Source organism: Rufibacter sp. XAAS-G3-1 (assembly GCF_013623775.1).
GTDB lineage: Bacteria > Bacteroidota > Bacteroidia > Cytophagales > Hymenobacteraceae > Nibribacter.
Genome location: NZ_JABFAM010000022.1, coordinates 21,214 through 44,126, shown reverse-complemented (window position 1 = coordinate 44,126; position 22,913 = coordinate 21,214). Strand labels below are relative to the sequence as shown.

At 54.8% G+C, this 22,913-nt stretch carries 10 protein-coding genes; all 10 read right to left on the bottom strand.

From position 1 onward, the window contains the following. Nucleotides 1-418 precede the first annotated feature (418 nt). Nucleotides 419-3,454 (bottom strand): T9SS type A sorting domain-containing protein, encoded by a 3,036-nt coding sequence (locus tag HHO50_RS19280; RefSeq protein WP_181308582.1) that lies wholly within the window; start codon nt 3,452-3,454, stop codon nt 419-421. Between the two features lie 714 nt (nt 3,455-4,168). Then, nucleotides 4,169-4,816 carry a fasciclin domain-containing protein gene (locus HHO50_RS19275; protein ID WP_181308580.1) on the bottom strand — a complete coding sequence of 216 codons (648 nt, stop codon included), beginning with the start codon at nt 4,814-4,816 and terminating at the stop codon, nt 4,169-4,171. Nucleotides 4,817-4,834: 18 nt separating this feature from the next. After that, complete coding sequence (locus tag HHO50_RS19270) at nt 4,835-6,277, bottom strand: RagB/SusD family nutrient uptake outer membrane protein (RefSeq protein ID WP_181308578.1); 1,443 nt, start codon at nt 6,275-6,277, stop codon at nt 4,835-4,837. Between the two features lie 11 nt (nt 6,278-6,288). Further along, on the bottom strand, nt 6,289-9,381 hold the full coding sequence (locus tag HHO50_RS19265) for a TonB-dependent receptor (RefSeq protein WP_181308576.1): 3,093 nt from the start codon (nt 9,379-9,381) through the stop codon (nt 6,289-6,291). 784 nt (nt 9,382-10,165) lie between these two features. Continuing rightward, nucleotides 10,166-10,978 (bottom strand): response regulator, encoded by an 813-nt coding sequence (locus HHO50_RS19260; protein WP_181308574.1) that lies wholly within the window; start codon nt 10,976-10,978, stop codon nt 10,166-10,168. 53 nt (nt 10,979-11,031) lie between these two features. Then, entirely contained in the window at nt 11,032-12,576 is a 1,545-nt protein-coding gene (locus HHO50_RS19255) for a hypothetical protein (protein ID WP_181308572.1), read from the bottom strand. Between the two features lie 91 nt (nt 12,577-12,667). Then, nucleotides 12,668-15,394 (bottom strand): glycoside hydrolase family 2 TIM barrel-domain containing protein, encoded by a 2,727-nt coding sequence (locus HHO50_RS19250; RefSeq protein WP_181308570.1) that lies wholly within the window; start codon nt 15,392-15,394, stop codon nt 12,668-12,670. A 335-nt stretch (nt 15,395-15,729) separates the two neighbouring features. Beyond that, nucleotides 15,730-17,010, bottom strand: a complete 1,281-nt coding sequence (locus HHO50_RS19245; protein WP_181308569.1) for a DUF4861 domain-containing protein — start codon at nt 17,008-17,010, stop codon at nt 15,730-15,732. Nucleotides 17,011-17,058: 48 nt separating this feature from the next. After that, complete coding sequence (locus tag HHO50_RS19240; RefSeq protein WP_181308567.1) at nt 17,059-18,273, bottom strand: glycoside hydrolase family 88 protein; 1,215 nt, start codon at nt 18,271-18,273, stop codon at nt 17,059-17,061. A 362-nt stretch (nt 18,274-18,635) separates the two neighbouring features. Then, nucleotides 18,636-22,841: a two-component regulator propeller domain-containing protein gene (locus HHO50_RS19235; RefSeq protein ID WP_181308565.1), complete on the bottom strand. Its 4,206-nt coding sequence runs from the start codon at nt 22,839-22,841 to the stop codon at nt 18,636-18,638. Nucleotides 22,842-22,913: the final 72 nt, after the last annotated feature.

The window sequence follows — 22,913 nt, the reverse complement described above, 5'->3', positions numbered from 1 at the left end:
ATGCTTATCCGCGGGCTTTATGCTTTGTGCAATGGTTTTCGGCTCCTCCACTGCACTTGTCATCCTAGGCCTTCAAAGGGGGAAGAAATGCGGACAAAAATGCGATGGGTAGGATGAGCCCTAGTAAAGGTCACTGATGCGTTTTCCGCCTATTTTGCGAAAAACAGACCGGAAACGCGGATACCTATGAGGCTTTCAAGACCTCACAGGTGTATCAACCGGCGCGAGACTGAAGTCAGTCCCGTTCTACGGAATGAGGCGAGTCCCAGACTTGCCGGGAACCACCGGCCTTGTGCGTAACAGCAGTGAATACCTCTAAACAGGTTCATCAAGATGTGCTTAACAAGAGCTAAAATTCCTGGCCCACTACCTTAAGTAGTAGGCCAGGAATAGAGTAAATCAGTTTGTGAGACCTTAGTTACCGTTTCACAATCCTGCGCACCAGAACCTCCGTGCCATCAGAAACCATGAGGTAATAGAGCCCGTTGGCCGAGGACTGCAGGTCAAAGTCCAACTCAAACATTTTGTGGCTTTTGGCTACTACCGTGGAGGAAACCAGATTGCCATAGCTGTCATAGATGGTAAACGTGTAGTCCTTGTCTTTCCGGTTGTCTAGCTTCACTTTCAGAACCCCTTTGGTAGGGTTGGGGAACACCATCAGCCTGATTCCGTCTTTCTTGGCATCCTCTGCATAAACTAAGATGGTTTGTTGAGATGGTGCGGCCGCCAGGTAATTCCCGTCTCCTGGCTGCGTCGCTTCCACAACCACCTGGCCTTCACCCGAGAAAGAAAGCACACTTCCTTCCATGCTCCCGGGGCCGGAGAGTACGCGGAACGTGACCGGTAAACCCGAGGAGGCGGTAGCTGCCAAAGTAATGCTCTCTCCGGCAAAAGCGGTGGCAGGCGCTGCAAACGTGATGGCCTGTTCCGCTTTGTTCACCGTAAAGGTCTGCTCCGCGCTGGCGGGCAGGAAATTCTCCGTTCCGGCCTGGCTTACTTTGACGGTCACTTCACCGGCTCCCAAGAGGATCAGCGTAGCCCCTGCCACACGTGCCGGGCCAGACAGGACTTCATACACCAAAGGCAGGTTGGTATTCACCGTCGCGGCCAGGTCAAACGCGGGGTCTCCGTAGGTTTTGGTTGAAACCGGCGGGAAACTGATTTCCTGCGGCGCTCTGTTTACTTCAAACGTTTGTTCTGCGGTTACTGGAAAATACCGGTCATTGCCGCTTTGGGCCGCGCGCACCGTGACGGTTCCCGCCCCGTTGAGGATCAGGTAGCCTTCCGCGTCAAGGGTGGCGGGGCCGGCTACCACGGTGAGTTCAACCGGCAGACTGGAGCTGGCACTGGCGATGAATTGGAAAGGCTCATCGCCGTACGTGAGGTCTGCCAACTGCCCGAAGCTTATTTCCTGGGTTTTCCGTTGAAACAGCTCCCATTCGGCAAACTGGGTGTTGTTGTTTTCCCCGTTCATGGTAATGTTCAGGCGGTAATGGGTGAAGGCCTGCGTGTTGCTGGGGATGGAGAAGGTGCGGGTCAGGGAACGGGTTGCAAAGTCCTCATTGGTGCGGGTGTCCAGCGTAATCCAGGTGGTGCCGTTGTTGGAGCCTTGCAGGTGCCAGTCTTTGGGGTCGCGTTCTTCCTGGTCTGTGCCCGAGGTGAGGGTATAACTGGTGATAATGGCCGGCACCGCCGATTGGTATTGCACCCACAGGGCCTTCTTGCCGTTCTGGTAGTACTTGGACTTGAAATCGTTGTCAATGATGTTCTCAAAATTCTCCGCAGGGCGGTTGCTCACGAACTGCGACGTTAACAGCCCGCCGTTGTCGGTGATGTCAAACGCGCCTGTGTCGCCTTCCCCGTTTGCCAGGCCGTAATTGACCCTGGGTTCTGCGGCCAGTTGCAGGGCGCGGGCGCGCAGAGGCGTCCATAGGTTTCCTGAACGTTGCTCTGGCACCGTGATATTGGCCACCGCCTGCTCGCCCAGCCGCTCCTGCAACTGCTGTAAATAAAGGCTTCTCAGCGGAACGTGCGCGCCCCAACTTTCCCAGTACCCATTGTTGGTTTGTTTAAGCCCGATGCAGCCGATGCCCCAGTTGCGGGTAAGCGGCGGACTTTCCACCTCGAAATCACTCTTGTAAGATTTGCAGTTCCAGAACATGGTCTGGGCACCCGACCACCCGTGCCCGGTGCCCGAGGCGCCTCTGTTTTGCACCCTGATTTGTCCGCCGTACACATTGTCAAACAGCAGGCCGGTGGCCCAGCGGTGGTGTGGGCCAATGTCGGCCAAGGTATTTTCGGCGACGCAATCCAGGAACACATTGGGGCCCGGTACTTTGGCGCCGGTCACGTAGTCATGGCGTCCGCCCCAGGTCAGGCACCGCTGGAACAGGTTGCTGGTGCTGTTGCTTTCCAGGTTGAAGGAATACTTGCGCCCGCCCGTGGACTCTGATTTGGGGTCGATCATGGCGCAGTCTTCAATGGTGTTGAACCGCGAGTTGTTGGACAGACGCACCGCCGCGTACCCGAAGTACTTGGCCACCACGTTCTTCACCCAGCAGTTCTCAGCCCGGCTGAACTGGATGGCGTTCCAGCCGTGGGCCTCATCGTTGTCATGCAGGAACACAGACTCCAGGCGCATGTTCTCCACGCCGGCTTCTGAAATGCGGCCCTTCACGTTTGACTTGAACACCTCGCCGCCCCCGTAAATGGCTTCCAGGGGGTCTACCACCGCAATATTCAAGGTGATCTCGTTTCCGTTCACGGCCACCACCTGGCGCTCAAACTGGGTGCGGTAATAGGAGGGCGTCCAGTCGTATTGCGCGGTGTTCAGGGCGGTGATCCAGGCATCATTGGGGGTCTTCTGCACCACCACCTGGTCTCCCACCTGAAAGCTGTGGTTCGCGACGGTAAAGGTCTTGGCTCCGGTGGGCACGTACGGCGTGGAGATGCGTACTTTGCTCCCGCTCACCTCAGAAAAACCGCTGCCCGTGCCGTTCACCTCAATCAAATTGTGCTGCGACCGCTGCGTCGCGATCAAGACCGTACCCGTCACAGAGTTTCCTTCGCCCCGCAAAACAACCCCGCTGGCCTTGATGGACAAGGTGCCTTCCACCTGGTACACCCCCGCTTTCAGCAACACCGCTCCCCGGAAACCGTTGGCATCCAGCGGCAAGGCAGACACTTTATCAATAGCCGCCTGAATCAAGGCCTTACAGTCTCCGGTTTGGGCCGAGACCGTTTCTTTTACCGCTACCTCCGGCAGTTTGACTCCCCCACCCCGGTACCCGGCGTTGGAGAAATCCGGTACTTGGCTCACGGCATTGTCCTGCCCCTGGTTGGCGTACAGGCCGTACACCAGCTTGCCGTTCTGCAAGGAAACAAGAGGAGCCTGCCCAACCGCGGGCAACATAAAAATGAATAGTACCAGTACTTGAGTAAATAATCTTATCATAATTATGGGTTAGGTGAAGGTAAATGAAACTGAATCAGGCAACAGAAATATCCCTCCCCTGCCTGCTTATAGGCTGAAGAGTAAAAGAGGTGCTAAGAAGAAGGAAAGTTTGAAAGACCGCCTTTTAGTTGAACTCTAGACGATTTTGGAAGGGCAAAGGAATGTCTACTCTGATACCAGAATAGTATATCAAAAAAGAGAGCCTATAATTGCAAGTTGCTACTTTACCTGTTTAAGAATTATACCGTCTCAGGTGCAGGCGCTTTTACTATTGACGTAAGGCCTTCTGTTTTGAGCCTGTTTTTCTAAAATCAGGCCTAAAAACAGGTGCCAAGGTGGAGGCTTGCAGCAACTTCGCTTTTTTCCAGCCCAGGAACGTTAGATTCCCATAGGTTGATTTCAGCCTGATTTTTGAAAAACAGGCGGGAAACGGATTCCCGCCTGCTCTGCCATTTAATAGGCTTGTCAGAATCTGACGTTCTGCACTCCTGCTGGTGGTTCCCGGCGAGTCTGGAGACTCGCTTCACCTACTGTCACGAGACTAAAGTCTCGTGACAGTAGGTTCTAAACCTGTGAGGTCTTGGAGACCTCACAGGTTTCCGCGTTTTGGGGCTGTTTTGAGGAAAACAGCCCCAAAACGCATTGTGTGGCTCCCCTCTCCGCGGGAGAGGGGCTGGGGGTGAGGTCTCCGACGGAAGGATCCGTCAGAATCTCTTACTTCACGCCAGGTTCAAAGAAGTTATCGGCTACGTGCACCACGCCGTTGGTGACCTGGATGTTGCTGGTTCTGATGGTACCGGTTCTCTTGGTGTTGAGGTAGTTGTTGATCTCTATCCGGGAGTTGCGGTCATTCACCACTCTCAAGGTCATCTTGTTGTCGGGCTCATCCAGCAGGGTGGTCACGGTGATGTTGTCGGGGCTAAGGTTATCATACGAGTACACGCCGTCCACTATGTGGTACAGGAAAAACTTGCGGGCCGTTTCCACGGGAATGTCGCTCCAGCCGGCGGCGTTTTTCTTGTCGGCCTTTCTCTGGTAGAACCAGGCGGCCGTGTTGAGGGTGCCGTTGGTGTTCTTCCGCAGAAACGTAGTCCAGGTAGGGACAATAAAGGTACGGCCGGGCTTGCTGTACTCGGCTTCCAGGCCAGCGTACTTGATGCCTCTGATGGCCATGTTGAAGAGGGTGTCTTGGCGGGGCAGGTTGATGAACTCCCAGGCGGTCATCTCTACCTTGGGGTCTAATACCTCGTACACATACTCCTCGTCCTTCTGGAAATCAAGGCCGGCAAAGTCACAACCGCTCAGGAGCGTGAGGGCCGCCGCCAATACGCAGCCTTTGGCCAATAAAAAATATCTTTTCATCTTCTAGGTCAATTAAGGTTATCTGGAATAAGGAGCGTTCTGCTGCAGGTTCGGGTTCTCGTTGAGGGCGTCGCGGCTGATGGGAAACAAGATAAAGCCGGGGTCTCCGAAACCAGTCACGGTCAAACCTCTTGCCGCTTGCCTGCGGCGCAGCACCGGATCCATCACCTCAATCACGCGGCCGGTTCTACGCAGGTCAAACCACCGTTTGCCCTCGGCGAAGAGCTCAAATTGGCGTTCGTCCAGAATAGCGGTCTCCAATTGTTTTTGCGTGGTAAACTGGCTTACGGTTACCAACGGCACCTTGGCCCTGGATTTTATCTGGTTCAGGAGGGTCACGGCGGCAGCTTTATCGGCGGTGCCTCCCAGCATGTTCAGGGCCTCGGCGCGCATCAACAGAATGTCTGACAGGCGGTACAGGGAATTCTGCACCACGCCCTGCGACTGTTGCGGCAGCGTCTGTTTGCCCCCTACCAACGGGAAGTGCTTGTAAATATCGGTGATAGCCCCAGACAAGGCCTGCGTGGTGTCATAGGTGAGGTACCTCCGGAAATCGTTCTTTTGGGTTTGCCATTTCTCCAGCACCGCCACATCCATCTCATACAGACTGGTGTTGCTGCTGCTGCCTATTCTGGCGGGCAAGGCGTTGCTGCCGTCCTGCTCAAAAGCCCAGAAAATGCTCCAGATGGCCTCTTTGGAGGTATTGGGGGCTGTGAAGATCGCGTTCCATTCAGTGGGCGTAGTTGCCAGGGCGTACCGGTTCAGCTGCGTGATTTTGGTAGTGGTTTCCACGGCTTTGGCGTAGTCTTTCTGCCACATGTACGCATCGGTTAAGATGGCGTAAATGCCGCCCAGGTTGATTTCATACACGTTGGTGTTGGCAGGGTCTACCAGGGTGGCGGCCAGGTTCAGGTCTTCCACCACTTTGGCCAGAACGGCGTCGGCGGCGGTGCGCTCCATTTTGATGTTACGGTCGGTTACCGGTTCCAGCACCAGGGGAACATCGCCCCAGACTTTCAGGCCCAGAAAGTGGCAGTAAGCGCGCACGGCGTGGGCTTGGGCCAGGTAGTTGTTTTTGGCCGCCTGGGTCAGGCCGCTGCCCGTGATCTCAGGAATGTATTTGATGGCCAGGTTGGCCCGCAGAATGGTGGTGTACAGATCATCCCAGTTAAGCTGCGGCAAATCGGCCGTGAGGCCGTTGAACGAGAACTTCACCTCGCGGGTGGCGGTAGGGCCGTGCATGAAATTGTCTGACCGGCCTTCTCCCCAATCAATGTAGCGCTCGCTCACTACGGTTTGCAAACCGTCATACATGCCGGCGATACCGGCCACCACGTCATCCTGGTTTTTCCAGAACCGGTCGGCCGACAGTTCTGAGACGGGCTGCTCATCCAGGAAATCCTCGCAGGAAGACACGGACAGGAACAGCGGTAAAAAACATATATAAAATATCTTCTTCATCTTTCTGCTAATTAAAAGTTGAGGTTAAGGCCCACGCCCACTTGTCTGCTTCTAGGGTACCGGCCGTTGTCTTCGCCCATGGAAAGCGGGCTTCCCAAGCTGATTTCAGGGTCATACCAGGTGTAATTGGTCCAGGTGAGCAGGTTGTTCCCGTACACGTAGACGCTCAGGCCGTTCAGTTTCACCCTTTTGGTGAGGGAAGGCTCAAAGGCGTAGGTCAAACGCACGTTTCTGAGGCGGATGAAGGAACCGTCTTCCAGGAAGAAGCTGCTCAGCTCTGGCATGTTGTTCATGGTGGTGTTGTTGGCGATGACGGCGCGGGGCACATCGGTCACGTCACCGGGTTTCTCCCAGGCGGCATAAATCATGTACCGGTCTGGGGTGATGTTGGTGGTCCGGAAACCGCCTTGCTCGTAGCGGCCTTTGTTATAGATTTTGTTTCCCCACTGGGCGTACAGGTTGAAGGACAGGCTGAGGCCTTTGTAGGAAACCTGGTTGTAAAGGCCGGCAATGAAATCTGGCTGGGCGTTGCCCAACACCATGCGGTCTTTGTCATCAATGATGAAATCTTTGTTGGCATCTTCCCAAATCACGTCGCCGCCTTTAGACACGCCGTTGGGCATCTTCAGCTGTTGCACGGTTCCGGTGTACTGTTCGCCGTTCAAGGTGTAGTTCACAAACGTGCCGCCTTCGTTGAAAACAGGCGTTAAACGCACCCCGTCTGGCGTGTAGGCGTTGGATTCATTGTAAGCATACACCCCCAGGTTTCTGTAGCCGTAGAAGTTACCCAGCGCCCCGCCTTCTTCCAGCAACCATCTGCCCGAAGTGGTCAAGGGAATACCCCCGAACAGTTCTTTCACGGTGCTTCTGTTGAAAGCCATGTTGTACGAAAGGTTCCAGGTAAAGTCTTTGCCTCTGATGGGGTAGGTGTTGAGGGTGAACTCAAACCCTTTGTTCTGGATGGAACCGAAGTTCACCCGGGTGCTGGTGTACCCGATCTCGCCCGGAAGCGGCGCGCCGTACAAAAGGTTCTCGGTCACTTTGTCGTAATAGTCGGCGGTGAAGGAAATGCGGTTGCTGACAAGGGAAAGGTCTACCCCCACGTTGAACTGCTTGGTGGTTTCCCAGCTCAGGTCATCGTTGCCCATCATGCTGGAGGGCACAATGCCCAACACCCCGTTATAGTAGTTGCTCCCGAACGTGTATCTCTCCAGGGCGTCATAGTTCCCGATGCGCTCGTTGCCGGTCTCGCCGTAGCTCACGCGCAGCTTTCCGTCTTGCAGGATGCTCTGGGCCCAGGCCATGAACGGCTCATCGGTGAAGCGCCAGCCCACCGAGGCGGACGGGTAGCTTCCCCACTTGTTGTTTTTACCGAAGCGGGAAGAGCCGTCGCGGCGCACCACCAGGTTCACCATGTACTTGCTCTTGTAGCTGTAGCCTAGCCGGCCGAATACCCCCGCCAGCGTGTGTCGGCTCTCATTGTTGTAGATCTCGCCCAAGGCTTTGTTCCCGATGGCGTTGGACGTAAGGATGGACTCCGTCACGTAGTTGCTGCCTTCAATCTGGGCGTCTTTGTCAATCCATTTCTCGGCACTCACCCCTAAAACGGCATTGAACGTGTGGTCATCCCCGAAGGTCTTGTCATAGTTCAGGTAGTTCTGCTGCATCCAGTAGGTGTCTGCGTTGTTGGCGTAGCCTCCTTCGTTCACGCCGTTGTTCAGCAGCTTGGGGGTGAAATAGGCATGGTCTCCGTAGGTAAACCTGATGTTGAAGTCTGTGGTAAGCTTAAGGCCGTCCATGATTTGGAAGGTCAGGAAATTGTAGACGTTGCCCGAGTAAGTCTGGTACTCGTTTGTCTCCAATAAGGCTTCGGCCAGCGGGTTTCTCCGCCCCGCAATGATGGGGGCCAGGGTGCCGTCCGGCAGATATACTCTAAAGGTAGGTGGACGCTGGGTGGCCTGCCGCAGCACGTTCCCCTCGCTTATCCGGTTCTCGGTGATGTAAGAGAACTGCATCCGGTTTCCGAACTCGAAGCGCTTGGAGGCTTTGTAGTTTATGTTGATCCTGCCCCGCACCTGCTTGGCCCAGCTGTTGAGGATGATGCCCTCGTCGTCCAGGTAGCCAAGGCTGGTGTAGTAGTTCAGTTTGTCTGAGGCGCCGCTCACCGTGAAATCCAGCTGGTGCCGGGTGGCGGTTCTGGTAATCATGTCCTGCAGGTCATTGTCGGCGTTGAAGGCCGGGTTCAGGGAGTCGGCGTTCAAGCCGCTACCGCCGCTGGTGCCACCGGCCATTTTACGTTCGTACACGCGGCGGTCGTTGGCGTTGGCCACCGGCAGTTTGTGCGCCAGTTGGCTGAGCATGTGGTTGTAGCGCACGTCAATCTTGGGCTTGCCTTCCACGCCCCGCTTGGTGGTGATAATAATCACCCCGTTGGCGGAACGCGAGCCGTAAATGGCCGCGGAGGCCGCATCTTTCAAAATCTCAATGGACTGCACATCGTTGGGGTTGATGCCGTCAATGTTGTCCATGGGCACGCCGTCCACCACAAACAGCGGGTTCACCCCGCCTTCCAGCGTAGAGGTACCCCTGATTCTGATGGAGGACTCGGCCCCCGGCCGGCTATCTGAGTTGATCTGCACCCCGGCGGCCTGCCCTTGCAGAGCGTCATAGATGTCTACGGGCTGGCGTTCGCTTATTTTCTCGGCGTTCACAGAGACAATGGAACCGGTCACGTCGCGGGCATCCTGGGTGCCGTACCCCACCACCACCACCTCGTCCAAAGACTGGGCATCGGTTTTCAAGGTCACGTTAATAGTGGTTTGCGCACCCACGGTCACCTTGGTGTTCTGGAAACCGATGTACGAGAACACCAACACCGACGAGGCGGAAGGAGCCGTGAGGGTATAGGCGCCGTTCACATCGGTGGAGGTTCCAATGCTGGTGCCCTGCACCACCACGGCCACCCCAATCAGGGCCTCGCCCTCTGGTGAGGTTACTTTGCCCGACACATTGACTTGGGCCCAGGCCGGAAGCCCCATGAGCAGGAACAGCATCCCCAGCAGGAGTTGCCTATGTACTTTTTTACAAGGTAGGTATGTATGCATAGCGTTTAGTTAAAAAAATAAAGCATAGGGACAGGGATACAAGGTGAAGTCTATTCTTGGAGTAAAAAGGGACGGGGGCACCTCTCCTACTTCATTCACCGGCGAGCGGCCCTTTGGTTGAAGGGTTTCTCAAATCTGAGGGCTTTGTCATCCAGCGGTTTACAATATTAACAACATTCCCCCGAACCGATGGATACATATCGTTCAACTAAGGGTGTCGAAAAGTTCTGAGGCCGGAGAAAAATGAGGATTTTCAAAAATATTACTCCTTTTCCCCTCTTTATAGGGCCTCTAGTCAATAGAAACCACTGCTGTAAGCGGAATTCCGTTTCTGACCTGTTTTCAGGAAATAGGCATCAAAACGCAAAAGCAGACCTCCCCCCCCCAGCCCCTCTCCCGCGGAGAGGGGAGTTCCGCTTTTGCGTTTTAGGGCTGTGTTGCGGAAAACAGGGCAGAAACACAGAAACCTTATTGTAGAGATCAGGCACGGCCTTGCCTCTTGCATGCATTGGTTTTCCTGCGGAAGTGCTCCTTAGCGCGTCGGGGACGTTTTGCGGAAAACAGGCTGGAAACGGCCTCTATGGCGCAGATTTACTTCCGTGACTTGTAACAAATCCAAAAGAAAAGTCACGGAAGTAAATCCGCGCCATAGAGGCTTGCGTGGTACTCCCTCACTTTAGCGTTTTGGGGCTGTTTTAAGGGAAAGAGGCTGGAAACGGAATTGGCGCAGACGCTCGCAGGTCTAAAGACGCTGCGAGCGTCTTGGGAGCAACCAAAAGACAGGTTACTTCACGTAATCAGAGGGACTGTCCCCAAACTGGTTACGGAACAGTTTGCTGAAGTATTTGGGATCATTGTAGCCCACCTCATAGGCCACCTCGGCCACGGTCATTTTGTTTTGCCGCAGCAGCATCACCGCCTTTTTCAGCCGTACCGACCGAATCAGGTCCAACACCGACATGCCCGTGAGCATCTTGGTTTTCCGGAACAGCACGGGGCGGCTCATGCCAATCTGGTTGCCTAATTCTATCACGCTGAAGTCGGGGTTGGAGAGGTTCGTCTCCAGAATGGCCATGAGATTGTGCAGGAATCTGTCGTCGGGGTTCTCAATCTTTTGGAACTGGGGTTGAAGTGTCACAAAGCGGCTGTACCGGTCTTTCAGTTTTTCGCTGAGGGTGAGCAGGTTTTTAATTTTGAGCAGCAGCAGCTGCACGTTGAACGGCTTGGCGATGTACTCATCGGCCCCTTTCTCCAGCCCTTCCACCTGGTGGTTTACGGTGCCGCGGGCGGTGAGCAGGATGATGGGCAGGTGGCTGGTGCGTTCATCCGCCTTCAACTTCTGGGTGAGTTCAATCCCGTCCATCTCGGGCATGGTCACGTCGCTGAGAATGAGGTCGGGCAGCTTCTCTATGGCAATTTCCCAGCCTTCCAGCCCGTCCGATGCTTCTAACACGTGGTACAGCGGCTCCAACAAATCCACCAGAAAATCGCGGATGTCAAAGGTGTCCTCCACCACCAGCACCGTGGGCTTTGGCTTTCCTCCCTTATCCATCCCCTTATTTTCCGGTTCGGTTCCAACTTCTGATGCTTCTTTCATGAGTTCTAACGCGTCATTCCACTGGCATCGGCGCAAGCCAACACCATAATTTTTCACTTCAGGCTTTTGGCTTTTCTTTCTTGCAGTTGCGCCTGGTACAAAGACGAGGGCTGGATGCCCGTTTGGTTCAGACCTTCCCACTCACCGTCTGGCCGGCCTTTCAAGCGGCCTTCCACTTTCTGGCCTTGCAGGCCGATGGCGTAGTTCTTGCCTGAAACCCACGGACTTTGCACGGTGACTTTCTTGGCCTGGCTGTTCCAAATGACCTGCGTGACGCCGGCCCAGCCGTGGCCGCTGCCCCAGTTGCCGCGGTCTTGGATGTTGATTTCCCCGTCGGTGGTGATGTTGTCATACAAGGTGCCCACCCCCCAGCGGTGGTGCGGGCCGATGTCGCTTTGGGCCTTGGTGGCCGTGCAGTTGTAGAACACGTTGGGGCCCAACACCTTCTGCCCGGTCACGTAATCATGCCTTCCCAATTCGGCGTGCAGGTTCAGGAACAGGTTCAGTTGCCCATCGTTGTTGAAGGAATACCGGCGGCCGCCCATGATGATGGATTTCGGGTCAAGGGATTTGGAATCTATGACGGTGATTTGCTTCGCGTCATTGCCCAGACTCACGCAGGAATACCCGAAGTACCGGGAGGTCACGTTCCTGACCCAGCCATTCTCTACCCGGTTGAATTCCACCGCCACCCAGCCGTGGTTCTCGTCTTCGTCATTGGCAAACTCCGACTCAAAGTAGATATTCTCCACGCCTACCTCGGTAATTCTGCCGTCAAACGTGTATTTATAGAGTTCGCCGCCGCCGTATTTGGTTTCCATTTCCATCACCACGGGGTTATCAAGAAAAACCTCACTGCCTTTGATGTGCGTGATGGTGCGTTGGAAATGCAGGTCATACTCCTTGGGTTGCCACTGCTTGGTGTTTTCCTTGGCCTCAATTTGGTTCATCTTGAGGTCGGCAATCCAGTTGGTCGTGCCGGGACGGAACAGAATAACCTTGTCGCCCACTTTCAGGCCGGCCACCGAAGCTACCCTGAACGACATGGCGCCGGTGGGCACAAAGGCATCGTTGATTTTGGTTCTGGTGTTAGGCACTTCCTTTACACTCCCTTGGCCTTTTACTTCCAGCAGCGAGCGTTTCCCTTGGCCCGTAGCCACCAGTTTGGTGCCCTCGGCGTTGTCTCCTTCTCCCCGTAAAACCACGCCGCTCGCTTTGATTTCCAAGCTGCCCGGAATATGGTACGTCCCTTTCTTGAGCAGAATAGCGCCCCTGAAACCGTTCTTGTCCGGGGTTCTTGCCGATACCTCTTCAATAGCCTGCTGGATGATTTCCTGGCTGGAGCCGCTTTTAGCCGCCTGCACCGTCTTCACCACCGCTACCTCCGGAATTTCCTTATTCCCCTGGTGATACCCCACCCGACTGAAATCTGGGATGATATTCCCCTTCGCATCTGGGTGGTACCGCAAACTACCGTCTGGGTTCCGCGACACGTATTTGGAAGACCATCCTTTTTCCGGAGACACGTTCGGTTGCTGACCAGTCGCGCAGGAGGAGGCCATCAGCAGAAAGCAACAGGCAAGCAGAAGGTTCTTCATACAGTTTGGGTAATAGAAGGATTCGATTTGATAGATTCTTTGGATTGGTGTTTCAGGCCTGTTTAGCATAAAACAGGCCCAAAACGGAAAACTAATACACTTTCCGCACCTGCACTGCATTAAGTACCGGCTGGCCTTTCTTGCTTTTGAAGCTAAGCTGGATGCCTTCTTTCCCGGCCACGGCAACCTCTATTCTATGGGCGGCGGCGCGGGCGTATCCGTATTCCTGCGCGATGTTGAAGTTCTCCAGCACCAGTTTCCCATTGAGGTACACGTCAAAGATGCGTTCCTCAGATTGCTCCTGCACTACGGTGTTGTCCAGGTTGTAAGGCAGGGCTTCTTTGGTGGTGCCGCCCACCAGTTCCGCGAAGTGCAGGGTCACTTCATAGGAGCCCTGCGGCACGTCCAATTTGTATTGCTCCAAACCCATCAACTGTGTCTGGTACACCGGGTCGTGCTCGGTGCCTTGGATGTTTTTGTCGGAGCCGTAGCTCAGGCGGGCGGTGTTCTGCAGTTTGTAGGGCTCGCCGCCCACGCTGCCCCAACTGCCGGGCTGGTATGGTTGGCTGGGGAGCCAAACCTGATGATTGGTGGGATCAATGTACAGGCGTTTCGCGCCCAGCAGCACATTCAGCTCCTCAAACGGCTGCGCGGCCGCCGCGAATTGCCGAGGCTGCACGTCAAAGGGCACTTCCATGAAATCGCGGTGCTCCTGCCCGTTGATGGTCACCAGGGCCTCCACGGTGTTCAGGCCCTGGGTGAATGGCACCTGCCACTCGGCTACTTTCTCTTTGGCGCTTTTCTCCCCCAGTTTCCGGCCGTTTACAATCAGTTGCACTTTCTCAGCATTGGTGAACACCTGCAACGTTTGGGTGGAGGTATTGGCGTTTTGGGCATCGGCAAGGCCGCCCCGGTTGACCCAATTCCGGGAACCGATTTTTACGAAAGGCCGCTGAAGCAGATGCGCCTGATAATAGTAATAGATGTCCTTGGGCGTGCGGTTAAGGGTGGTGATGCCCTTGTTGTTGACGTGCGGCATGGATTCCTCGCGGCCTTCGGAGTTGAAATCCGCGAGGTTCCAAATCATGCCGGCGGCCACGAAGGGGCGGTTCATCATCTCGCGCAGATACACCTGGTGGAACTGCACGGCGTATTCCATGCTTTTGTCAAAGCGCACGGGCGTGTTGCTCCGCACCCGGGGGTCGGCATCGGCGCCATACTCGGTTATCAGCAGCGGTTTGGTGGGTAGTTCTTTGCGGTGGCGGTCCAGATACGTGCCGAAATCGTCCAGGGTGCCGCTGTACCAGCCTTTGTAGAGGTTCCAGCCCACCAGCATGGGAATGTCGGTGAGGCGCTGCTTTTTGTACAGCTCAAAGGCCCCATGGTTCGGAATCATGGTGTAGCGCGAGGGGTCTTCGCGGCGGGTGAGGTCTTCCAGTTCCTGCGCTAGGGCGGTGATTCTGTCAAAATAGATTTGCTGCCGGGCCTTGTCATCGGCGTACTTCGGCCGAAGCAGAATCTCGTTCATGTATGCCCAGATAATCACACTGGGGTGGTTGAAATTCTGCTTTATCATCTCCAGGTGCATGTTCTTGGAGTTCGTCGCGAAGGCCTCAGACTCAGTGATGGTGTTGATGATGGGCACTTCCACGGCGGTGAGCAGCCCCAGTTTGTCGCACATCTCCAGAATCACCGGGTCATGCGGGTAATGCGCCACGCGCAGGAAATTGCCGCCCATTTCCTTCAACAGTTTCACGTCCTTTATCTGCAAGGCATCTGACACCGCGTTGCCCATGCCCTGATAATCCTGGTGGCGGCTCGCGCCGATGAGTTTCAAGGGTTTTCCGTTCAGGAAAAAGCCCTGCGCGGCATCAAACCTAAACCACCGGAAGCCCAGCGGATTGGTCACCTCATCCAGCAATTGGTTGTTCTGCGCGTCATACACCTGCGTAGTGACGGTGTACAAATAAGGACTGTCCGGCGACCACAACTGCGGGTTGGCAATGTTTTTCAGGTCTTGCCCAAACGTCAGTTTCTCCCTCGGCTTTAGCCGATATGTGGTTTTCTGCTGCGCAATCTGCTTTTTGTCTTTATCCCAGACGGTGGTCACCACCTGCGCTCTGCGGGTGCCGGAGGTGCTGTTGACCAACCTGCCTTTTAGGTTGACCGAGGCCCGGTCTTTGCTCACGGCGGGCGTAGTGAGGTAGATGCCGTTAGACGCGTTGTCCTCCAAATCAAAATGCACCGGGCTGGTAGCCACCAGGAACACATCGCGGTAAATGCCTCCGAAGAAGGTGAAATCGGCGGTGAGGGTGGGGATGTCTTCGTTGAACTTGTTATCGACCTTGATGGCAATCTCATTCACGGTGTTTTGGCCGTCCGCCAGCTTGAGCAGCTTGGTCACCGGAATGCTGAACCGCGTGTATCCGCCGATGTGGCTGCCGGCTTTCTGGCCGTTCACGTACACCTCCACTTCCTGGTTCGCGCCCTCAAAATAAAGAAACACCTCCTTGCCTCTGTACTGCGGCGAGAGGCTGATGCTCTTGCGGTACCACCCTATGCCCCGGTAGTAGCCCGGCTTGTCGTCCATCACGTCTAGCGCGTTCCAACTGTGCGGCAGGTTCACCATCTCCCAATCCACCTTCGCGGCTTGGCTCGGGAAACCCGCGATATCGCCTTTGTAGAACTGCCATACGCTGTTGATGCTGGTCTTGGTTCTGGGGTTGGCCTGAGCAAATCCAGCGCAAAAGACGAGGCACAAGAGCACCAGGCCGGTCAACTGAACATACACGTTTTTTATTGCAGGAAAATCCTTCATGGTCATGCTTATTATGGTAAAATTCCCTTCCTTCTGCGGTTTAATCTTCGGAGGAGAGGTGCGTTTACGGGCTGTTTTCCAGGAATCAGCCCCAAAACGGAATATTTATGTCACTGCCTCAAGCGTCTGCTTGTGCCTTATTTCTCTTACCTTGAATTTCCTATTTTTGGCCTGTTTTCAGAAGAACAGCCCCGAAACGCACCACCAGCGGACGCTTGCCGCATTCTTTTAATATCCAAACCGCTTCGCGTTCATCAACTTATATCCCTCCTGTTTTTGGCCTGTTTTCAGGAAAACAGGCCAAAAACAGGAGGGATCTTCTTAGGAAGGAAACGCTATTTTTTGTTTATGCGTACGGTGACCGGGTTTGCCAGTTCTTGGCCAATTTTAGTGAGATAGCCCAGAAACTCCGCCTCGGTTTGGATGCCGTTGGGTTCCAGTTCCCAGGCCGCCACGTAGTAGTATTCCGCCTGCCTGTTGGTGGGCTTTAGGGTAACCACGTTGCTATTGGCATCCTGCGTAAACTCCAGGAAATCCTGGTTCTTGAAGAGCACGGCCACGCCTAGTTTGTCTTTGTTCAGGCTTTGCTTGCCGTAGCTCGCCAAATACCCGAATTGGTGCTGGTTGCCTTTGTTTTTATGTACCTTGGCGAGGGTGTCCCGGATAAGGCCGGTGGTAATGTTGGGCAAAGAGCCGCCCGTGAACTGCACCTGGTGGCGGGTGAGGCGCGTACCGGCGTGGATGCTCAACAGGGAGTGCAAATTCACTTTCTGCCCCGCCGCCTGCCACCCGTAATAATCCGTTTTAACGGAGGAATACAGGTTGCCGTTCTCGGTGATGGAAACAAGGGTGCTGTCGGTTTTCTCTACCCGCTCCGCTTTGCCGCCGTGAAACGTAGCCACCGAGCCCACGCCCAGCGAATTGGCCACTTTCATGATGTCCATGCCCCAGGGCTGCAGGTTGTGGTACGATTCCAGCCCTTGCTGGCCCACGTTCTGCAACACCATTTCTTGGGTGCGCTTCCCGAACACATCCACCGCGTTGCGCCAGTCCAGGTAATAGCGGTAGGCAACTTTGTCCGATTCCCAGCCCGGCCCTTCGTAGCGGATGTAGTTGGAGTGGTCGGTGTGCTCAGCGGGTACCCGCAGCGCTTGCACGTTTTGAAACTTGCCGCCCACGTACTTTTTACCCTGAAACTGACCACCTTCTTTCACGGAAAGCTCTGCCTGGGTGCGCTTCTCATAAACGCGTTTCACTTCCCCGGCGGATTTGTACCGAACCGTGAGCGTGCGGCTTTCCCTGGGTTGCATGCTTTTCAGCACCAGCACGATTCCGGCTTGTCTGGGGTCTTGGTGGTTGTACTGGCTCGGGATTTCGGCAGCGCCGTCCATTACCACAAACGCCATAGTATTGAATCTTTTATGGGCTTTTCTCAGCTGCTCCTCCCCTACCAACACCATCGCCTCTTCCCGGCTCTGGTTCAGCGGATTGGTGACGGTGATGGTAAACGCCTTCGGAAACTCCTTGGTCAGGTTCTGGGCTTGCAGCGGGCGCGCCAACAGCCAGGCCAGCACCAGGAAAAGGGATATTATTCGTATTTGTGCTTTCTCTCTCATTCTGTCCAAATCTTATTTTCTGATTGCTGCAAATTGATGGAAGCCGCCCTAAGAAGGGTTGTTCGCCAATTTCTTCTTGCGAAGCAGCGCCTCCAGATAGTAGTAGTCCCCGTAAATGATGGGCGTGTCTATCTCGTCATTTTTAGGGTGATTGCCGGTGCTGTGCAGCAGAATAAAAGGGTGCTTAGCCGAAAGCGGTGCCAGGTAGGCGGGTGACGACAGGGAAGCCACTATTTTATCGGCGGCAGCCTTGAATCTAGCTTTGTGTTCGGGAGAAAAGGTGCACAGTTCATAGAACGCCGAGGCCATCACCGCAGCCGCAGAAGCATCGCGGGGGGCGTTGGGGATGTTGGGCGCGTCAAAGTCCCAGTAAGGCACCAGGTCGGCGGGGAGGTTTTTATGGTTGAGGATAAACTGCCCGATGTTCTGGGCCTGTTGCAGGAACCGCTTGTCGCCGGTCTCGCGGTACATCATGGAATAGCCGTACAGCGCCCAAGCCTGACCGCGCGCCCATGAAGAACCATCGGCGTAGCCCTGGTGCGTGGCCTTGGAGACCACCTTGCCGGTAAGCGTGTCATAATCCACCACATGGTAGGTGCTGTAATCTGGCCGGAAGTGGTGTTGCATGGTGGTGAGCGCGTGCTGGTTGGCCACTTTGTAAAAAGAGGAATCGCCGGTGAGTTTGGTGGCCAGAAACAGCAGTTCCAGGTTGAGCATGTTGTCAATAATCACGGGAAACGCCCATTTGTCCCGATTATGGTCCCAAGACCGAAGGCTGCCCACTTTGGGGTTGTAGCGGGTCATGAGCGTCTGGGCACTTTTAATCAGCACCGCTTTGTAAGCGGGATTCTGGGTGAGCGCGTACCCCTGCCCGAAACTGCAGTTCACCTTAAAGCCCATGTCATGGGTGCGTCCGTTGTACTTCTCTTTTTCTATAAACGCCGTCCATTTCTCGGCCTGTGCTTTGTACCTGGCATCATTGGTGACTCCGTAGGCCATCCAGAGGTTGCCCGGAAAAAATCCGCTCGTCCAGTCCTGCGATTTCACGCCCCTGATGCTTCCGTCTGGCTCCAGCGCCCGCGGGATATGGTTGGAATCGGGCGGTAACGCGAGGCCTTTCTCCAGCCGTTGCAAGGCGGCGGCAATCAACTGGTCATCAGGAGTTGTTTTCTCCACGTTGGAGGTTTGCGGCTGCGCCGTTGGGGAGCATCCCAGCAGAACCGTGGCTCCTACCAGGCAAAAGGTGTATATGATTTTCTTCATTCGTACTTCAGGTTAATCAGCGGCTGAATTTCTGAAGGTAAGTTGGTGGTTTTTGCCCGTAATATCGTCCAGAGTTGGGGGTATAGAAGTACAGAAGGGGGTTTTGGCGGCGGGAAGGAGGATTATGGTGTTGGTTTTCTTCAACGGTCAACTGACTCAAGTCAGAACAGCCCATGGTAGCTGCTACGCTCTTTCGGATTTATAAATTCAAAAGCTGTCTGTCAGGGATTTTCTAATCCCCGTGCCTCAAAGCCTTTTGGTCTGGGACACACCGGGGATTGGAAATCCCCGACAGAGTGGTTCGGGATTGGAAATCCCGAACAGCAGGAATAATATGGGCCACAACACAAAAGACTCGCGACTCAGAACTCAGGACTCTTTTCCACTTTCTGAGCGGCGAAGCGTTTGGCGTAGGCGGTAGGGGTTTCTGAATAATGCTTGTGGAAACATTTGCTGAAGTACTTGGGGTTGCGGAAACCTACTTCATAGCCTACCTCGGAGATGTTGAGTTTGTGCTGCTCCAGCAATTGGGCGGCGCGCTTCATGCGCATGGTATGGATGAACTCATTGGGCGTGAGGTTGGTCCAGGCTTTTACTTTGGTGAAGAGCATGGTGCGGCTTACGCCCAGTTCCTCGCAGAAGGTGGCAATGTCAAAGGTTTCGTTGGAGATGTTCTCCTCCACAATGACCAGGGCTTTCTCCAGCAGTTTCTCATCCAGGGAGGAAACCGTGATTTCCTTGGGTTTCACCACGGTTTGGCTGGCGAACCTGTCTTTGAGTTTCTGCTGCGTGGTAACCAGGTTCCGTACCTTGAAGGTGAGTTCCTGCACGTTGAACGGCTTGTTGAGGTAATCGTCTGCCCCGGTTTCCAGGCCTTCGTACTTATATTGCTGGGAGGTGCGGGCGGTAAGCAGGATGAACGGGATGTGGCTGGTCTCCAGGTTAGACTTGACCAGGGCACAGAATTCAATGCCGTCCATCTCCGGCATCATCACGTCACTGATAATAATATCGGGTACGTGGCGTTGGGCCAGTTCCAGGCCTTCCTGGCCGTGGGCGGCTTCCAACACGTGGTATTCGTCCTGGAACATCTGGGAGATGAATTTACGGAGATTGTCATTGTCCTCCACCACCAGCACGCTCCGCTCAAACCGGCGCGGAACCGCCGTCACCAGATCCAGTTCCTCCACCTCGGCGGGCACCACGGTTTCTATCTCATAGTGCTCCATTTCTTCGCTGGAGCGCAAGCTGTTCACCATTTGCTCCGGTTGCAGGTGCGCGTTGCCCAGCGGCAATTCCACCGCAAAGGTGCTGCCCTCTTTCTTCTTGCTTTTCACCTCAATCTTACCCGAATGCAGGTTCACGATGCCTTTGGCCAGCGCCAGGCCGATGCCGGTGCCCTTGTTGTATTTGGTTATCAAAAGGTTCTGGCTCTGGTCTACCTCATAGAACCGGTCAAAGATTTTCTCCAGATGTTCCTCCTCAATGCCCACGCCGTTGTCGGTGATCCTGATTTCCACAGAAGTGGGAAGTTGCTGCACGCGTACCACGATAGTACCGCCGCGCGGGGTGTACTTGAACGCGTTGGAGATGAGGTTGAGCACCACGCGTTCCAGTTTCTCGCGGTCATACCACGCCAGAATGGAATCCGCGTCGCTGCTGAAGCTGTACTGGTACTTTTGAATCTCGGCAAACTGCTGGAACGAGGCGTACACATCTTCCACAAACTTCACAATATTCCCCTCAGATGCTTTCAGGCGCAGCCCGTTGTTCTCGTATTTCCGGAAGTCCATCAGCTCATCAATGAGGCGGCGCAAGCGATTGGCGTTGTTCTCCATGGTCACCAACTGCTTAAACGTGTCTTTCTCGTCCCTGAACTTAGCCACCAACTGCTCCAGCGGGGCCAGAATCAACGTGAGCGGCGTCCGGAACTCATGCGAGACATTGGTAAAGAACTGAATTTTCATTTGGTTCAGTTCCTCTTGCCGCTGCTTGTCCAGATGCTCCAGTTCCAGGGCGTGCTGCAGTTTGGAGCGTGACAGCAGAACCTTCATCCACTGGTAAATGGCGGCGACCACCAGGAGCGCGTAGACCAGGAAAGCCCACCAGGAAAACCAGGGAGCCGGGTTCACGCGCACCATGAGCGTGGTGGGCGCGGCCGTCCAGAGCCCGTCATTGTTGGCACCTTTCACTTCAAACACGTAATCGCCGGCCGCCTGGATGGTGTAGGTGGCACTGTTGCTGGTGGTGTAGTTCCATTCCTCCTCCAGCCCTTTCAGGCGGTAGGCATACTGGTTCTTTTTGGAGTTCACAAAGCTGGGCAAGGCGAAATCAATGCTGAAAATGGCTTGGTCATAGTCCAGCACCACGTCTCTGGTGGCCGAGATGATCCTGTCCAGCACGCTTTCCTTTTCCCCGGCCTTCACGGACTTCCCGAACAGTTTGAAATCCGTGAGCACCACCGGCGGGGCGTAGCGGTTCCGGGAAATACTGTCGGGGTGGAAACTGGTCAGGCCGGCCAAACTCCCGAAATACATGTACCCGTTGCGGGCTTTCAGGCGGGAGTTGTTGTTGAATTCATTGGAGACCACCCCGTCTATCTCATTGTACACTTTAAAGGTCTTCTTGCCGGGATGGTATTTCAACAGACCCTGGTTGGTACTGATCCACAGGTTCTGCGCCTGGTCTTCCAGAATGCCGTGCACCAGGTTGCTGGCCGAGCCGGTCATGCGGGCCAGGTGGTGGGTTTTGAACGTGCCGGCGGCGGGGTCATACAAGCTCAGGCCCGAGGCGCTGGTGCCCACCCAGATTCTTTTTTGGCTATCCTCAAAAATGGTCAGGACATCCTCGCCGGTCAGCAATTCCTCATCGTAGAAAAAACGCTTGAATTGGGGCGTGTCCGCCGAAAGTTCCTGCGCCGGCAGCAAGTTAAGTCCGTACTGCGTGCCCACCCACAGATTGCCCCTGGCGTCTTTCAGAAGCGTTCTGACCAAGTTGCTGGAAAGGTTGTTTGTAGTGCCTTCAAAGAGCGCGATGGCCTTGCCGGTCTGGCGGTTGAAAAGATTGAGCCCGCCGCCGTGCGTCCCCAGCCAAAAGAGGCTATCATTCTGCTGCACAATAGAATAGATATTGTCATTGCTGATGGAGAGCGGATCACCGGCTTCTCTCCGGTACTTCTTGATATGCCCCGTTTTCAGGTTCACAATGTTGAGACCGGCATTGAAGGTGCCCACCCAAAGATGCTGCTGGTTGTCTAGCAGCAAGGACTTTACGTTGTTGTTGCTGAGTGATTGGGGCGAGTCATTCCGCCGGAGGTAGCTGAACTGGTGGGTTCTGGGGTTCAGCACGTTCACCCCGCCGCCTTCGGTGCCAATATAGAGGTTGCCCTGCGCGTCTTCTTTGATGGCACTGATTACGTCAAAGTTGAGCCCGCCCTGCGTGGTTTTGTTTTTGTAGTTCTTGAAATTGCTGTTCTGGCTGTCCAGCAGGTTGAGGCCGCCGTAGTAGGTGCCTACCCACAAAGAGCCCTTCTTGTCCAGGAAAACCGATTTAACGGAGTTTCGGCTCAGAGACTGCGGGTTCTCTTTCTCACTTACCAACCGCTGCGCCTGCCCGGTTATGGGGTCAAAAAGGTTCAGGCCCATGTAGGTGCCTACCCACAGTTTTCCCTCTGGGGTAAACTGAAGCGTCCGGACGTCATCGTGGCTGAGCGAGTTTGGGTTTAGCGGCTCGTTTTTGAAAATCTGCCACAAACCGGTTTTTTTGTCTAACTTGTTCAGGCCGCCAGACTTGGTGCCTACCCAAAGGTTTCCCTGGGCATCTTGGGCCAGTTTCTGGGTAAGGTTATTGCTGAGGGAATTGGCCCGGCCCGGCTGGTGCACAAATCTGGTGAACGATGGTTTCCCGTTCTTGCCCAGCGTCATTCTGTTCAGCCCCATGTTGGTGGCTAGCCAGAAAGAGCCGTCTCTGTCTTGCAGAATATCCAGGATGAAGTCGCTGGAAAGTCCGTTGGCCGCCGTGGGGTCTGCGTAGAATGTCTCAAAGGTGTTTTTTTGGCGGTTGTAGCGGTTCAAGCCCTTGGAGGTGCCAATCCAGAGATCGCCGTTGCGGGCCTCGCAGATAGCCCAGACGTGGTTGTCTGAGAGGCCGGCCGCAGCCCCTTTGCGGTGGTAAAACCTGATGAATTTGTCTTGCCGGTAATCATAGCGGTTAAGCCCGTGGAAAGTCCCGATCCAGAGATCGCCTTTGGAGTCTGCCACCACCTTGGTAATGTCATTGTTGCTGATGGTGGTCGTGTTCTGCTTGTTGTGCTTGTATTGGGTAAAGGTGTGGCCGTCATATTTGTTCAGGCCGTCTCTGGTGCCAAACCACATCAGCCCGTTCTGATCCTGCGCCACAGAGATGACAGAGCTCTGGGAAAGCCCGTCTGAGATGGAAAAGTGCCGGAAAGAGAATTTGTCTTGCTGCCCGTAAGCGGGGCCTGCGGAGAAAGTCCCTATCGCCCATATCACCCACAAAAGAGGCAGGCGGTGAATTTGCGGTTTTCTTATGGAAAGACTGGTAAGCATCCCCTAAATTTAGGTATTTATTCCCCTCAGGCCAATTGTTTAGCAAAATTTCAATGGCTCTTTCTCCAATTT

What these genes read in the sequence shown, in the direction of transcription:
- HHO50_RS19275 (WP_181308580.1), bottom strand. Translation starts at nt 4,816, where the DNA reads ATGAAAAGATATTTTTTATTGGCCAAAGGCTGCGTATTGGCGGCGGCC.
- HHO50_RS19270 (WP_181308578.1), bottom strand. Translation starts at nt 6,277, where the DNA reads ATGAAGAAGATATTTTATATATGTTTTTTACCGCTGTTCCTGTCCGTG.
- HHO50_RS19280 (WP_181308582.1), bottom strand. Translation starts at nt 3,454, where the DNA reads ATGATAAGATTATTTACTCAAGTACTGGTACTATTCATTTTTATGTTG.
- HHO50_RS19250 (WP_181308570.1), bottom strand. Translation starts at nt 15,394, where the DNA reads ATGAAGGATTTTCCTGCAATAAAAAACGTGTATGTTCAGTTGACCGGC.
- HHO50_RS19255 (WP_181308572.1), bottom strand. Translation starts at nt 12,576, where the DNA reads ATGAAGAACCTTCTGCTTGCCTGTTGCTTTCTGCTGATGGCCTCCTCC.
- HHO50_RS19260 (WP_181308574.1), bottom strand. Translation starts at nt 10,978, where the DNA reads ATGAAAGAAGCATCAGAAGTTGGAACCGAACCGGAAAATAAGGGGATG.
- HHO50_RS19265 (WP_181308576.1), bottom strand. Translation starts at nt 9,381, where the DNA reads ATGCATACATACCTACCTTGTAAAAAAGTACATAGGCAACTCCTGCTG.
- HHO50_RS19240 (WP_181308567.1), bottom strand. Translation starts at nt 18,273, where the DNA reads ATGAAGAAAATCATATACACCTTTTGCCTGGTAGGAGCCACGGTTCTG.
- HHO50_RS19245 (WP_181308569.1), bottom strand. Translation starts at nt 17,010, where the DNA reads ATGAGAGAGAAAGCACAAATACGAATAATATCCCTTTTCCTGGTGCTG.
- HHO50_RS19235 (WP_181308565.1), bottom strand. Translation starts at nt 22,841, where the DNA reads ATGCTTACCAGTCTTTCCATAAGAAAACCGCAAATTCACCGCCTGCCT.